Source organism: Staphylococcus sp. GDY8P126P (assembly GCF_017891965.1).
In the GTDB taxonomy this organism is placed as follows: Bacteria; Bacillota; Bacilli; order Staphylococcales; family Staphylococcaceae; genus Staphylococcus; species Staphylococcus saprophyticus.
Genome location: NZ_JAESKG010000005.1, coordinates 223,916 through 238,793, shown reverse-complemented (window position 1 = coordinate 238,793; position 14,878 = coordinate 223,916). Strand labels below are relative to the sequence as shown.

The following is a 14,878-nucleotide window of genomic DNA, read 5'->3' as shown; positions in this document are numbered from 1 at the left end:
CAATTATACGGACTTTATCCATTTTCTTTTAGTTTTACGCCAATTAATATATTATTTTTCATTAATCATCTTTATTTATTCATTTTATAATCGTATAATATAATTACACATATAATACACGACTTAAAATAGGAGCATTTCATTGAAAAAGACAATAGTCATTATATTAATTCTTCTAATCGGTTTAGCTGGTTACAGTTATACCAAAAGTTCAAAAAAGCAAATGACAGATCCACTGATATTTGCTAAAGCTGAGATAGGTAGCACATTTTATTCTAAAAATAATGATACTACTTATAAATCAGTTCAAAAATATACAAATAACCATTCATCTAAAACAGGTATAACATCAACAAATAACAAAACTTTTAGAACAGCATTTTCCTATTTACTAATTGAAAATACAAAGACACATGACCTTTATTTAGGATATTTTGGTGACGTTATAAATGAAACACCAGTACCTATAAAATATACTGGTGATGTAAAAATCATATTAGATAAAAAAACAAAATTAAATATGCCAAAATCAACCACTCTAGTAGATGAGTTAGACTCAGGTACTAAGAAACGTGGCTATGCATTCACTAAATTAGATTCACAAAAACAACCAAAACAAATAGAAATTGTACTAAATAAACCTATAAATACATATGACCAACAATATTATGGCAAAAACATTCATATCAATCTTCACGCCAGCGCTAACTAATAAATAATTAAATTGTTATATCCTATGACGCCTATCATTTATAGATATGATTCACAAATACAAAAAACAAACCAGATGGCAAATATAGCATCTGGTTTGTTTTTATTATACATTCAATTATCAATCCACTTTATATATGACTTTCTGTTTAACTACTATCTTGTTAAGATTTATGGTTTTCCATAAAGTGGTAGACATGTAGCGTTAAATAGATAACCTCTGCCTCATACACTTTTATTTTCAATTCTTGTTGTAAAAGTCGCATGATTTTCAATGCAATATTAAAACATAATGGATATTGTTCTTTGAGTAGTGCTTCAAAAGCATTGGTTTTCTTTAATGATTCACCATTTCGTAATCGTTTAATTAAGAATTGAATATGTCTTATAAAACGTTGATATTGAATAGTATCCTTATCTATCGTTTGTTTCAAATCATTTTCTAAAATAAAAACACTCTTATTAATCAGTTCGTTGATTAAATCCATCTCACGCATGGACAATGATTCAGTATTCGAAGCAATATGTAATGCAATAAAACCAATTTCATCTTCAGGAAAGTGAACCTCCAATACGTGATTTAAACGTTCAATTACTTTTTCAGCTATTTTGTATTCTTTGCTATACAACTGTTTAGTTTCTACAATAAAAGGGTTATTAATCAACTGATTTTGCTTCAACCGCTTATAAGCAAAAATAATATGATCGGTTAATGAAATGACTAATTTTTGGTTATCTACCTTCATTTCCGAATTCGTAATAATATCAACTGCTTCTATCACTGCTTGAATTAAAGTATCATTTGCTAGCTCCATTAATGTTTTATAATGGTCTTGCTGTGATTTTTGATCCAATATGTATATTTTTTCTATCGTTTGATTCTCTTGTAAAATCATGCCACTTTTTTTATTAAACCCAATGCCTTTTGCAATTAATACATATTCCGCTTGTGCTTTTGTACAAATAATCACATTATTATTGAGAACCTTAGTTATTAAGAAATCATTCACATCAATCATCCTTATCTTTATCTTACTCAATATTATATAGTGACTAATTATAAAATGAAAGAATTATTCTATTCTAATTAATAAATATGCCTTACGAGTTGATTAAAAAAACAAAAAACGCCTCTAAGATGTCACTTTATCGTGACAATCTTAAAAGACGCTTTAAGCTTTGATATTTATGAACTAATTATCAATTTGATTATTTTTTCATGCCCCAACTTTCAATACCAAATAAATTGATTTCTAATTCTTCTGGTTTGAAAACTGGTTTTTTGCCAGCTTTACGTTGATGTTGGTAATCGTTCATAACAGCAAATGCAATGTTTGAAAGACCTATGATTGCTACTAAGTTGACAATCGCCATCAATCCCATAAATACATCTGCAGTACTCCAAACAGTTTCTGTCTTAATTACTGCACCAACAAACACTAATACGACAACTAAACATCTAAAGATAAATAATATTGTTCTATTTTTTGATAAGAACTCGATATTAGATTGGCCGTAGTAATAATTACCAACTACTGAAGAAAATGCAAAGAGTGTAATGGCAATCGTTAAGAATATACCACCAGCACTACCAAGATGCTCATTTAAAGCTGATTGCGTTACGGCAACACCTTGTGATGCATTTTCACCAAACTCTAAACCGCTATAAAGCAATATCATAATAGCCGTTGCTGTACAAACTAGCATCGTGTCAAAGAATACACCGAGTGCTTGAATTAAACCTTGTTTAACAGGGTGTGGTGGTGCTGCTGTCGCTGCTGCGTTAGGCGCAGAACCCATACCAGCTTCATTAGAAAATAGACCACGTTTTACACCTTGTAGTATGGCAGCACCAACTGCACCACCTGTTACTTGTTCAAATCCAAATGCACTTTTAATAATTGTAGAAATCATTGGAATAATTTGATCATAGTTCATGATAAGAATCACTAGAACTAAACCGATATAAATAATAGCCATAACAGGTACAATAACTGAAGATAAATTGGCGATACTACGTACACCACCAAATATAATGATAGCAGTAAGTACCGCTAAAATAATGCCTGTTATTATAGGATCTACATTATATTGTGTTTTCAATGATTCAGCAATTGTATTAGATTGAACTGTATTAAATACAAAAGCAAAAGTAACCGTAATTAATACAGCAAACACGATACCTAACCATTTTTGATTTAAACCTTTAGTTATGTAATAAGCTGGTCCACCACGGTAACCGCCTTCTTCATCAGGCACTTTGTATACTTGTGCTAAAGTTGCTTCAATAAAGGCACTCGCTGCACCTATAAATGCAATAACCCACATCCAAAAGACTGCACCAGGACCACCAAGTACTATAGCTGTAGCAACACCCGCTATATTACCAGTACCAACCCTAGAACCAGCACTTATCGCAAATGCTTGGAATGGAGAAATACCTTTTTTACCGTTATCTAATGTTTCAGGTTTTTCACCAATAGCACGAAACATTTCTGGAATCCATCTTAATTGCACAAATTTAGAGCCGATAGTAAAGAATATACCCGCTGTTATTAAAAGTCCAATTAGATATTGTGACCAGATTAAATCATTCCCGACTTGAACAAAAGCTTTGAACCAATCTGGAATTAAACTATCAAAATCTTTCAATTTAATCCCTCTCATCTATGTAATATTTAATTTCAAATTAGAGCAAGAGATTTATAGACAGTCTTATAAGGAATTGTAACATTTCATTACATGCCACTTATAAAATGATGAAAAAGTACGCCCTAGTCATACGCCTAATACGATACTTTTCACACTGCTATAAACCTCTTTTTTAATAATTTATTGCACCTAACTGGTATTTTATCACCATATAGCTGTATTTACTAATAATTTTTAAAAAATTACCCCTAATTAACTTCTAAGTCAATAATTTCACCAAATTCACTTGTATCTACAATAAAGCTGCCATTTGTATATTGTTCAGACAAATGAATATCTTTAATGGCGCCAGATTCTTGTTGTTTATCAGAATAAATCGTGTAAGTCGTGTGCTCAGGTTGAATTACGTCAGCCGCTACAATACGATGCGGTGATTTTTTCAATTCTTTCAGTAATGTAATTCCACGTTGTGCACGTTTGGCTGTTTGTAGTACTTTGAAACCAATACGTTTTAGTGATCCTCGTTGTGTTGCCATTAAAATTGAGTTGTTTGCACTAATGACCTGTGTTAACACGGCAAAGTCTTCATCTTTTAGATTAATTGATTTAACGCCAGCTGCTCTCAATCCTGTATCAGAGAGTTCATCACTACTATAGGTTAATGACATACCTTTGTTTGTAATAACAGTAATTAATTGAGTAGAGTCTATGCGCATGACATTAATAATTTCGTCATCATCTTTCACTTTCATTGCAACGAGAGGTTTATTGAATCGTGATGTTTTAAACATAGAAACATTACTGCGTTTAATCATTCCATGACGCGTAGCTAAAATATAAAATGCGTCTGGTTTAAAATCACTTTCACAATACGCATCGATGATAAATTCACCTTCATCAAGTGGCACAATTTGAGAAACATGTTGACCTAATTCTTTCCATTTAATTTCAGCTAATTTATGTACTGGAATAAATAGATAACGCCCTTTATTAGTAAAGACCAATGCAGTATCAAGTGTATTGACTTCTTGATGTTTCATAAGTACATCACCGTCTTTTACACCAATTTCATTTACGCCACTGGCATTATAACTACGTAATGAAGTGCGTTTTATATAACCGTGTTTTGTAACACTCATAATAACCGTTTCACTAGGAATCATAACTTCTTTATCAATTTTAATTTCAGAAATCTCTGCTTCTATTGAAGACAAACGCCCTTGTTTAAAACGATTGCGAATTTCTGTTAATTCTTCTTTTATTACATTTAAAAGTGCACTATGATCATCTAAAATATTTTTTAAACGTCCAATTAGTGATTTTAATTCATCGTGCTCTTCTTGTAGTTGCACAATATCTGTGTTCGTTAAACGATATAATTGTAGTGTTACGATCGCTTCGGCCTGTGCCTCTGTAAAATCAAATTCAGCGACTAAGTTGTCTTTAGCATCTTTTTTATTCTTAGAAGCTCTAATTAACTTGATAACTTCATCTAAAATAGATAATGCTTTCATAAGACCTTCAACAATATGCATTCTGCTTTCAGCATGATCTAATTCATAACGTGTACGTTTAGTCACAACATCAATTTGATGATTTAAATAACTATCAATAAATTGACGAATCCCCATTAATACTGGTCTACCTTCACTAATAGCAACCATATTAAAGTTATAAGCAACTTGTAAATCTGTATTTTTGTATAAGTAATTTAATACAGCTTCACTATTTACGTCCTTTTTCAATTCAATGGCAATACGTAATCCAGTACGGTCTGTCTCATCTCTTACCTCAACAATACCATCCACTTTTTTATCAGCACGTAATTCATCCATCTTTTTAACAAGTGAACTCTTATTCACTTCATATGGGACTTCAGTAACAATTAATTGCTTTCTGCCATTTCTTAATTCTTCATCTTCGACTTTTGAACGAACAATAATTTTACCTTTACCAGTTTCATAAGCTTTTTTTATACCATCTATACCTTGTATAATGCCACCTGTTGGGAAATCTGGTCCTTTAACATACTTCATCAACTGAGCTACTGTGATATCAGGATTATCGATAAATTTAAGTGTAGCCTGAATCACCTCACCCAAATTATGTGGTGGAATATCTGTTGCATAACCAGCAGAAATACCCGTACTTCCGTTAATTAATAAATTAGGTAACCTTGCTGGTAATACCATCGGTTCCAAAGTAGTATCATCATAGTTTGGCATGAATGGTACTGTTTCTTTATTAATATCTCTTAAAAGTTCTTCAGAAATACGACTTAACTTAGCTTCTGTATAACGCATTGCTGCAGCCGGGTCATTGTCGATACTACCGTTATTCCCTTGCATTTCTATGAGCACATGACGCAGCTTCCATCCCTGACTGAGTCTTACCATAGCACCATACACAGATGAGTCGCCATGAGGGTGATACTGTCCAATTACGTCACCGACTGTTTTAGCACTTTTACGGAAATTTTTATCATATGTGTTACCACTAGAATACATAGCATACAAAATACGTCTTTGAACAGGTTTGAGCCCATCACGAACGTCTGGCAATGCACGCTCTTGAATGATGTATTTACTATATCTACCAAAACGATCGCCAATAACATCTTCTAGCGATAAATCTTGAATTATTTCACTCAATTGATTTCCTCCTCATTAGGATGTTCCTGTTCTAAAATTTGGATTTCATTATTGTCTAATATACTTTGTTCTTCTTGTAATCCAAATTCAACATGGTTTTCTATCCATTCACGTCTAGGCGCAACTTTGTCACCCATTAATGTTGTTACACGTTTAGAAGAACGTAATTCATCTTCAACTTGAACTCTGATGAGTGTTCTTGTATCTGGGTTCATTGTCGTTTCCCATAATTGATCAGCGTTCATTTCACCTAAACCTTTATAACGTTGTAATGAGAAACCTTTGCCTAATTTTTTTTGTAATTTTTCTAATTCTTCATCAGTCCATGCGTATTCGATTTTTCTTGAGGGGCCTTTCCCTTTTTCTAATTTATAGAGGGGGGGTAAGGCAATAAATACCCTTCCAGCTTCTACAAGTGGTTTCATATATTTAAAGAAAAATGTTAATAACAGTACTTGTATATGTGCACCATCCGTATCCGCATCAGTCATAATAATTATTCTGTTATAATTACTATCTTCAATTTTAAATTCATTTCCAACACCAGCACCAATAGTATGAATAATCGTATTAATTTCTTCATTTTTAAATATGTCATCTAGACGTGCTTTTTCTGTGTTAATGACTTTACCTCTTAAAGGCAGAATAGCCTGGTATTTACGATCTCTACCTAATTTTGCTGAACCACCTGCTGAGTCACCCTCAACAAGATAAAGTTCTTTCTTCTCAGTATTTTTACTTTGAGCTGGCGTTAATTTACCTGAAAGTAAAGTATCTTTACGTTTATTTTTCTTACCGGAACGTGCATCTTCACGAGCTTTACGCGCAGCTTCTCTAGCTTGTTGTGCTTTCAGCGCTTTTTTAACAAGTGATTTTGATAACTGACCTTTTTCTTCTAAATAATATGGAAGTTTGTCTGCTACTACAGAATCCACTGCACTTCTAGCTTCTGGTGTACCCAATTTAGACTTTGTTTGTCCTTCAAATTGAAGTAACTCTTCCGGAATACGGATGGAAATAATAGCTGTTAACCCTTCTCTAATATCATTTCCATCTAAATTTTTATCTTTTTCTTTTAGTTCATTAATACGGCGTGCATAATCATTAAATACACGTGTCATTGCAGATTTGAAGCCAACTTCATGTGTACCCCCGTCTTTTGTACGCACATTATTAACGAAGCTCAAAATACCTTCTGAATATTGATCATTGTATTGGAATGCAACTTCAACTTCGATATTATTAGCTTCCCCAGAAAAGTCGGCTACATCATGTAAAACTTCTTTTCCTTCATTAACATAAGCAACGAATTCTTTAATACCATCTTCATAGTGAAAAACATCTTCACGTTCTTTTCCAGCTCTTAAGTCTTTCAATGTTATTTTAAGACGCTTAAGTAAAAAAGCTGACTCCTGAAGTCGCTCACTTAAAACATCATAATTAAAAGATGTTGCTGATTTAAATATCTCTGGATCTGGTTTAAATGTCACCTTAGTTCCAGTCTTTTTAGTCTTCCCGTGTTTAACCAAACCAGTTGTTGGTTTACCACCTTGTGCAAAACTTTGAGTATAGATATTGCTATCTCTGTATATTTCTACTTCTAACCATTCACTTAATGCATTAACAACGGATGCACCAACACCATGTAATCCACCTGATGTTTTATATCCGCCTTGTCCAAATTTTCCACCAGCATGAAGTATTGTGAAAATGACTTGTACTGTAGGTTTTCCAGATGTATGTATACCTGTTGGCATCCCACGACCATTATCTTCAATTGTAATGCTTTCATCTTTATTAATTGTAACTTGGATTTCGCTACCAAAACCATTTAATACTTCATCGACGGAATTATCGACAACTTCATATACTAGATGATGTAATCCACGTTTATCGGTAGAACCAATATACATCCCAGGTCTTTTTCTTACGGCCTCTAATCCCTCAAGTACCTGAATGGAATCATCCGAATAATTATTTTTCTTATTCATTGCCAATCGTTTCGCCCTCCTACAAACGTACGTTCGTTTTTAAAACTATACATTAGTTATTCTTATATAAATCTTGATAAAATGCAAGTATCAAATGAATTTTCAATTGAGAAATAATACCCATTTTAAATTTTCATTCGTATTATCCTATGCTTATATGGTAAAATAATTTTAATGTCATTAAAGGATGTGGATTATATATGATGATTGTAATCATGTTAATACTAAGTTACCTTATCGGTGCTTTCCCAAGTGGCTATGTAATAGGTAAACTATTTTTCAAAAAAGATATCCGTCAATTCGGAAGTGGTAACACTGGGGCAACAAACAGCTTTAGAGTATTAGGAAAACCTGCTGGATTTCTTGTAACTTTCCTAGACATATTTAAAGGGTTCATTGTAGTGTTCTTTCCACTATGGTTACCTGTCCAAGCTGAAGGCCCAATAACTACATTTTTCACAAATGGACTTATTGTTGGTGCTTTTGCAATTTTAGGCCATGTATATCCAGTTTATCTTGGATTCAAAGGCGGAAAAGCCGTTGCAACAAGTGCTGGTGTCATACTAGGTGTCAATCCTGTCTTATTATTAATATTAGCAGCAATTTTCTTTGGAATATTATATTTAACAAAATATGTATCGTTATCAAGTATCATTGCATCTATTTGTTGCGTCATTGGTGCATTATTAATTCGAGACTATATCCTATTTATTGTTAGTATTGGTGTCGGTGTATTGCTCATTATTAGACATCGAACTAATATTGTAAGGATATTTAAGGGTGAAGAACCTAAAATTAAATGGATGTAACTATTACAATAGTCTTTCTACAAAATAATATGTTGTAAACAAAATTTGAGCTGGGGCGTTAATGCCTCCAGCTTTTTTATATCACATATTGAATCGTAAGATTTAAACACAGCTTTATGATCATTAATTCTATTATACTACTTATATGTATCATTATCATGCGTTATATATATTTCTCCGCATTGTAGAATGATTTGACATAACTAATTGAAAAATTATGTTATACTACTTTTAATATTACTGAAAGTGGGTAGTATATAAAAATACTAATTCAATTTGGTTGCCAATAGTCATAAGTTAAGTACTTGTGAACCGAAAGGAGACTTTTATTATGGAAATAGAACTTTCAAATAATGCCGTGTCTTGGTTTAAAGAAGAACTTGAATTACCTGAAGGTGACAAAGTCTTACAATTCTTTGTACGTTATGGTGGCGAATTCCAATTAAAACAAGGATTCAGTCCTGCATTTAGCGTTGACAAAAAAGAGGATGTTGAAATTGGTTATGAAAATCATTACGACGGTTTAGATGTCGTAATTGCTGAAAAAGATTTATGGTATTTTGAAGACCATAATTTATTTATTGACGTAAATGATGGCATTGATGAAATTTCATATGCTACAAAATAACCTATATAATAAAAAGCGCCTGGCTCAAGTGTCAGACGCTTTTTATTATATATAGATATAGATATTAACCACTTCGTTTTATAAGCCGTTTATGACCTCTAAGCACTCTCCAGCCTTGTTTCTTTTATCAACTTCACTATAAGTTGCATGCCACTCAGGGAAATATTTATCTAATCTAATTGGTTTGAAATCTTCTTTTTTTATACAAGTCAATGCCGTTGAACCTGTTGTTGCAAGTTCCCCTGCTTCATTATAGATTTCATATTTATATATGGATCGCAAACGTGAATATCTTTCAACCCATGTTTTTATTGTTACTTTTTCCGGATAAAAGATCGATTTAATATACTTGATATCTAAATCGATTACTGGCGAAATAATACCACTATCTTCCATATCCTTATAACTAAAACCTAGTTTAGAAATATAATCTGTTCTTGCTACTTCAAACCACGTAGGATAATTACCATGATAGATTACACCCATTTGATCAGTTTCTGAATAACGTGCTTCAATTTGTGTCATACTGTAAATCATTTTTGCATCCTCTTTTCAATATTTCTACTGATACATATCATACCTTAAATATTAACATAAAAAAGATGGACTAGCATATGGCCAGTCCATCAGTAAACTTATTATACAGGTTTGTTTTTTTATTGTTGTCCAGCTAGTTTATTTCTTAATACAAGTTGTAAGATACCACCATGACGATAGTAATCCATTTCTACATTTGAGTCGAAACGAGCAATAGCTTTAAATTCAATTACCTCACCATTGTCTTTTTTAGCTTGGACTTTAACTAAGTCGTGTGGCTTAACATTTTCATCAATGTCTACAGAGATAACTTCAGTACCATCGATACCTAAACTATCAGCTGATTCGCCCTCTTGGAATTGTAGCGGCAATACGCCCATCATTACTAAGTTTGAACGGTGAATACGTTCGTAACTCTGCGCAATAACTGTTTTAACGCCTAATAAGTTTGTACCTTTGGCTGCCCAGTCACGTGAAGAACCCATACCGTAGTCGTTACCTGCTAATACAACTAATCCAGTACCGTTTTCCTTATATTTCATAGCTGCATCAAATATAGACATTTGTTCACCTGTAGGCCAGTAAGTAGTATAGCCACCTTCAGTACCAGGTGCAAGTTGGTTTTTAATACGAATATTCGCAAATGTACCCCGCACCATAACTTCATGGTTACCACGACGAGAACCATATGAGTTAAATTGACGAATTGGCACGCCATGTTCAATTAAATATTTACCTGCTGGTGTATCTTTACCAATCGCACCTGCTGGAGAAATATGGTCTGTCGTTACAGAATCACCAAATTTACCCATTACTCGTAAATTATTTAATGAATCAATTGTTCCTGGTTCTTTAGATAAACCTTGGAAAAATGAAGGATTTTGGATATAAGTTGATTCTGGATCAAAATCATATAAAGGTTGATCTGTTACATCAATTTCATTCCACATTTCGTTATTGTTATATACAGTTTCGTACTCTTCTTTAAATAAATCTGGTGTAACAACAGTATCAACTGTGTCTGAAACTTCTTTGATTGATGGCCAAATATCTTTTAGATATACATCTTCGCCATCTTTACCTTTACCAAGTGGTTCATTTTGTAAGTCAATATCTACTGTACCAGCTAAAGCATAAGCAACCACTAATTGTGGTGATGCTAAATAGTTAGCTTTAACTAATGGATGAATACGACCTTCAAAGTTACGGTTACCTGATAAAACAGAAGTAACAAGTAAATCTTCTTCAGCAATCGCTTTTTCAATTTCTTCTAATAATGGACCAGAGTTACCGATACATGTTGTACAACCATAACCAACAAGGTTGAATCCTAAGTCATCAAGATATTCATTTAAACCAGAATCTCTTAAATAACCAGTAACAACTTTTGAACCTGGAGCTAATGATGTTTTAACATATTCAGGTACTTTAAGACCTTTTTCAACTGCTTTTTTAGCAACAAGCCCAGCACCTAACATAACATATGGGTTAGATGTATTCGTACATGAAGTAATCGCAGCGATCGCTAAATCACCCGTCTTCATAGTTGTTGAAGTGCCATCTTTAAATTCAATTGTTGCAGTTTTATCAAATTCACTCTTATCAAAACCATGACCTTGGTTACCCGCTGGTGCAGTTACTGATTTTTCGAATTCTTTTTTCATGTCACTCAAGAAGATTAAATCTTGTGGACGTTTAGGACCTGATAATGAAGCTTCAACAGTAGCTAAATCAAGTTCTACAACATCTGTGTACTCAGGATCTTCTTTTTCTACAGTAAAGAACATGCTATTTTCTTCTAAATATGTTTTAACTAAGTCAATTTGTTCTTCAGAACGACCTGTTAAACGCATATATTTTAATGCTTCTTCATCTACTGGGAAGAAACCACAAGTAGCACCGTATTCAGGAGCCATATTAGCAATTGTTGCACGGTCAGCTAATGGTAAATGTTGTACACCTGGACCGAAGAACTCAACAAATTTGCCTACAACGCCTTTTTTACGTAACTCTTGTGTTACACGTAATGCTAAGTCCGTTGCAGTAGCACCTTGTGGTAAAGCATTTGATAGTCTAACACCAATAACTTCAGGAATTGGGAAGTATGAAGGTTGACCTAACATACCAGCTTCGGCTTCAATACCACCGACACCCCAACCTAATACGCCAAGACCGTTAATCATTGTCGTATGTGAATCGGTACCAACTAATGTGTCTGGGAATGCAACAGTTTCACCATCAACTTCACGTGCATGCACAACGTTAGCTAGGTATTCTAAGTTAACTTGGTGTACGATACCCGTTGCTGGTGGAACAGCACTATAATTATTAAATGCTTTAGTTGCCCAATTTAAGAACTGGTAACGTTCATAGTTTCTTTCAAACTCTAATTTCATATTTCGTTCTAGTGCTTCTGGATTAGCATAGCTATCTACTTGTACTGAGTGGTCGATAACTAAATCAACAGGCACTTCTGGATTGATCTTATTTAAGTCGCCACCTACATCATTCATGGCTTTACGTAATGAAGCTAAGTCTACGACAGCAGGTACACCTGTGAAATCTTGTAGAATTACACGTGAAGGTTTGAAAGGCACTTCTCCTTTTGCACCTTCAGTAAAATCAGATAACGCTTTGATGTGTTCATCTGTAATTACAAAACCATCTTCTTGTCTTAAAACAGATTCTAGTAATACTCTAATTGAATATGGCAGTTTCGCTACTTTAGTTAAACCTTGTTCTTCTAAAGTGTTTAAATCATAATACGTGTATGATTTCCCATTTAAGTCAAACGATTTTTTCGCTTGCTGTTTAATATTAGAAGCCATATAAATCCCCCTTGAATTTTTTTAATATATGCCGTTAGTTAAATTGTATAATTATATGTAGTTTAAAACAACTAGATAGAGCCAGAAACATGGCTAAATTAGATTTGATTTTTCAATCAGTATACATAAGCAAAACTTATTGCTAAATGCAGGTGTAATAAGTTATTATTATCAATTGAGAATCATTATCAGCTAATTTCATTATCCTACAAAAAAACTGAGAACCCAATTGGATTCTCAGTTTTTGACTATTAATCAATATTATTTTTCTGCTTTTTCTGCATCTCTTAATGGTGTACGTTTTTCAATAATATCATCTTCATAATCTTCTTGTTGATGTTGTACATAATCTTGCAATCTATGTTTATTTGGTGTCAAAGTAAGTCCTAAGAACTTACGCTCTTGGTTCGCATCTTTGTAGAATGAAATCATCATCATGATCACTACAAAGGAGAACGGTAAGGCACTTATAATGGCGGCACTTTGAATCGCATTCAATGCTTCAGCACCATTACCTCCACCAGCAAATAATAATACGAATGCAATTAATGATTGTGCGATACCCCATGTAACTTTAATCATAATAGAAGGCTCTAATGAACCATTTGTCGTTTGCATACCTAATACAAATGTTGCTGAGTCAGCAGAGGTAATAAAGAATGATGCGATTAATACTAATGCAATAATAGATAGTATAATACCTAGTGGAATTTCATTGAACACACCAAAGAGTTGTGTTTCAGCAGTCATATCGAATAATTCTGGATTTTTCTTACCAGTTTCAATTCCAAGTACACCGAATACACTGAACCAAACGAAACTTACTAACGCTGGTACTAAAAGTACCCCAGCAATAAATTCACGAATAGAACGTCCTTTAGATACACGTGCAATGAAAATACCTACGAATGGGCTCCAACTTAACCACCAACCCCAATAGTAAAGTGTCCAACTAGACATCCATTCACGTTTTTGAGGGTTTAAAGCTGCAGTGTCAAACGTATTTAATAAGAATGAGTTCAACAAACTACCTGTAGAACTTGTCATCATATTTAAAATCAATACTGTCGGTCCAATGATTAAAACAGCAATCATTAAAATTGCACCTAAACTAATATTTAAATTACTTAAATATTGGATGCCTTTACTTAAACCAGACCAAGCACTCATAATAAATAGAATAGTTACAACTACAATAATAATTGCTTGTACCCAAACATTATTTGGTATGCCAAATAAATAGTGAAGCCCACCATTGATTTGCAATGCGCCCATACCTAGTGATACGGCAACACCTACTACTGTAGCGAATACAGCAAGCACATCAATGATTGTCCCAATTGGGCCTTCAACTTTATTTCCTAAGATAGGACGTAATGTTCTAGAAATTAATCCAGGTTCGCCTTTTCTAAATTGGGCATAAGCGAGCGCTAATGCAACTACGCCATAAATTGCCCATGCATGGAATCCCCAATGGAAAAATGTTGAACGTAAGGCCTCGGTATAAGCTGCTGCAGTTTTCGGATCCGCATTTGGCGGCGCTGCAAAGTCAGCCATTGGTTCTGCTGCACCATAGAATACAAGCCCAATACCCATACCAGCACTGAACAACATAGCAAACCATGAAATTGTATTAAATTCAGGTTTGTCGTTCGGTTTACCTAACTTCAATTTACCAATCGGGCTAAAGATTAGGAAAATACAGAAGAATACAATAAACGTTGTAAGAATTAAGTAATACCATCCTAGTTTATCTGTAATCCATAGTTTAATTGTATTCGTAACATGATCAAATTGTTCCGGTAACACTGCGCCGATAATAACAACAATCGCTACGATAATCGCACTATAGATAAAAACTGGAGATATCTTCTTACCATTAGGTTGGTTACTAGAAGAATTCATAATTAATTACTCCCTTTCTTATCATATTAAATTTTCGAATCTAAAATAGAATGATTAGAATTTCTAAACACTACTATTTTATGTAATAGCCACGTATTACAATAACAAAACAATGAGTTAATATCAAATTTCATTAAATAAACTATTTTCTAAACTTTACATATAA

At 33.3% G+C, this 14,878-nt stretch carries 10 protein-coding genes; 3 read left to right on the top strand and 7 right to left on the bottom strand.

The features are described 5' to 3' along the window. Window positions 1–142 precede the first annotated feature (142 nt). Window positions 143–712, top strand: a complete 570-nt coding sequence (locus KA893_RS10440; RefSeq protein ID WP_194375955.1) for a hypothetical protein — start codon at window positions 143–145, stop codon at window positions 710–712. A gap of 163 nt (window positions 713–875) precedes the next feature. Here the strand turns inward: KA893_RS10440 and glcT are convergent, their stop codons facing one another. The 4 genes from glcT to parE form a co-directional block, all read right to left on the bottom strand. Beyond that, the gene (gene glcT, locus KA893_RS10435; RefSeq protein ID WP_194375957.1) at window positions 876–1,721 is read right to left on the bottom strand and encodes a glucose PTS transporter transcription antiterminator GlcT; all 846 of its coding nucleotides are present in this window, start codon (window positions 1,719–1,721) and stop codon (window positions 876–878) included. Window positions 1,722–1,920: 199 nt separating this feature from the next. Next, complete coding sequence (alsT, locus tag KA893_RS10430) at window positions 1,921–3,363, bottom strand: glutamine transporter AlsT (RefSeq protein WP_037538464.1); 1,443 nt, start codon at window positions 3,361–3,363, stop codon at window positions 1,921–1,923. Between the two features lie 248 nt (window positions 3,364–3,611). Beyond that, complete coding sequence (gene parC, locus KA893_RS10425; RefSeq protein ID WP_210125768.1) at window positions 3,612–6,014, bottom strand: DNA topoisomerase IV subunit A; 2,403 nt, start codon at window positions 6,012–6,014, stop codon at window positions 3,612–3,614. Beyond that, window positions 6,011–8,005, bottom strand: a complete 1,995-nt coding sequence (parE, locus tag KA893_RS10420; RefSeq protein WP_194375956.1) for a DNA topoisomerase IV subunit B — start codon at window positions 8,003–8,005, stop codon at window positions 6,011–6,013. Before parE ends, parC begins: the two co-directional genes overlap by 4 nt. A 200-nt stretch (window positions 8,006–8,205) precedes the next feature. Between parE and plsY the strand changes: the two genes are divergently transcribed. Then, entirely contained in the window at window positions 8,206–8,814 is a 609-nt protein-coding gene (gene plsY, locus KA893_RS10415; RefSeq protein ID WP_002483371.1) for a glycerol-3-phosphate 1-O-acyltransferase PlsY, read from the top strand. 331 nt (window positions 8,815–9,145) lie between these two features. Continuing rightward, window positions 9,146–9,442, top strand: coding sequence for a HesB/YadR/YfhF family protein (locus KA893_RS10410; protein WP_002483372.1), 297 nt, complete (start codon window positions 9,146–9,148; stop codon window positions 9,440–9,442). A 78-nt stretch (window positions 9,443–9,520) separates the two neighbouring features. Here KA893_RS10410 and menI read toward each other — a convergent pair whose 3' ends face one another. The 3 genes from menI to KA893_RS10395 form a co-directional block, all read right to left on the bottom strand. Continuing rightward, complete coding sequence (menI, locus tag KA893_RS10405; protein WP_011303179.1) at window positions 9,521–9,979, bottom strand: 1,4-dihydroxy-2-naphthoyl-CoA hydrolase MenI; 459 nt, start codon at window positions 9,977–9,979, stop codon at window positions 9,521–9,523. A 119-nt stretch (window positions 9,980–10,098) separates the two neighbouring features. Beyond that, entirely contained in the window at window positions 10,099–12,807 is a 2,709-nt protein-coding gene (acnA, locus tag KA893_RS10400) for an aconitate hydratase AcnA (RefSeq protein WP_002483374.1), read from the bottom strand. Window positions 12,808–13,068: 261 nt separating this feature from the next. Then, window positions 13,069–14,712, bottom strand: a complete 1,644-nt coding sequence (locus tag KA893_RS10395; RefSeq protein WP_002483375.1) for a BCCT family transporter — start codon at window positions 14,710–14,712, stop codon at window positions 13,069–13,071. Window positions 14,713–14,878: the final 166 nt, after the last annotated feature.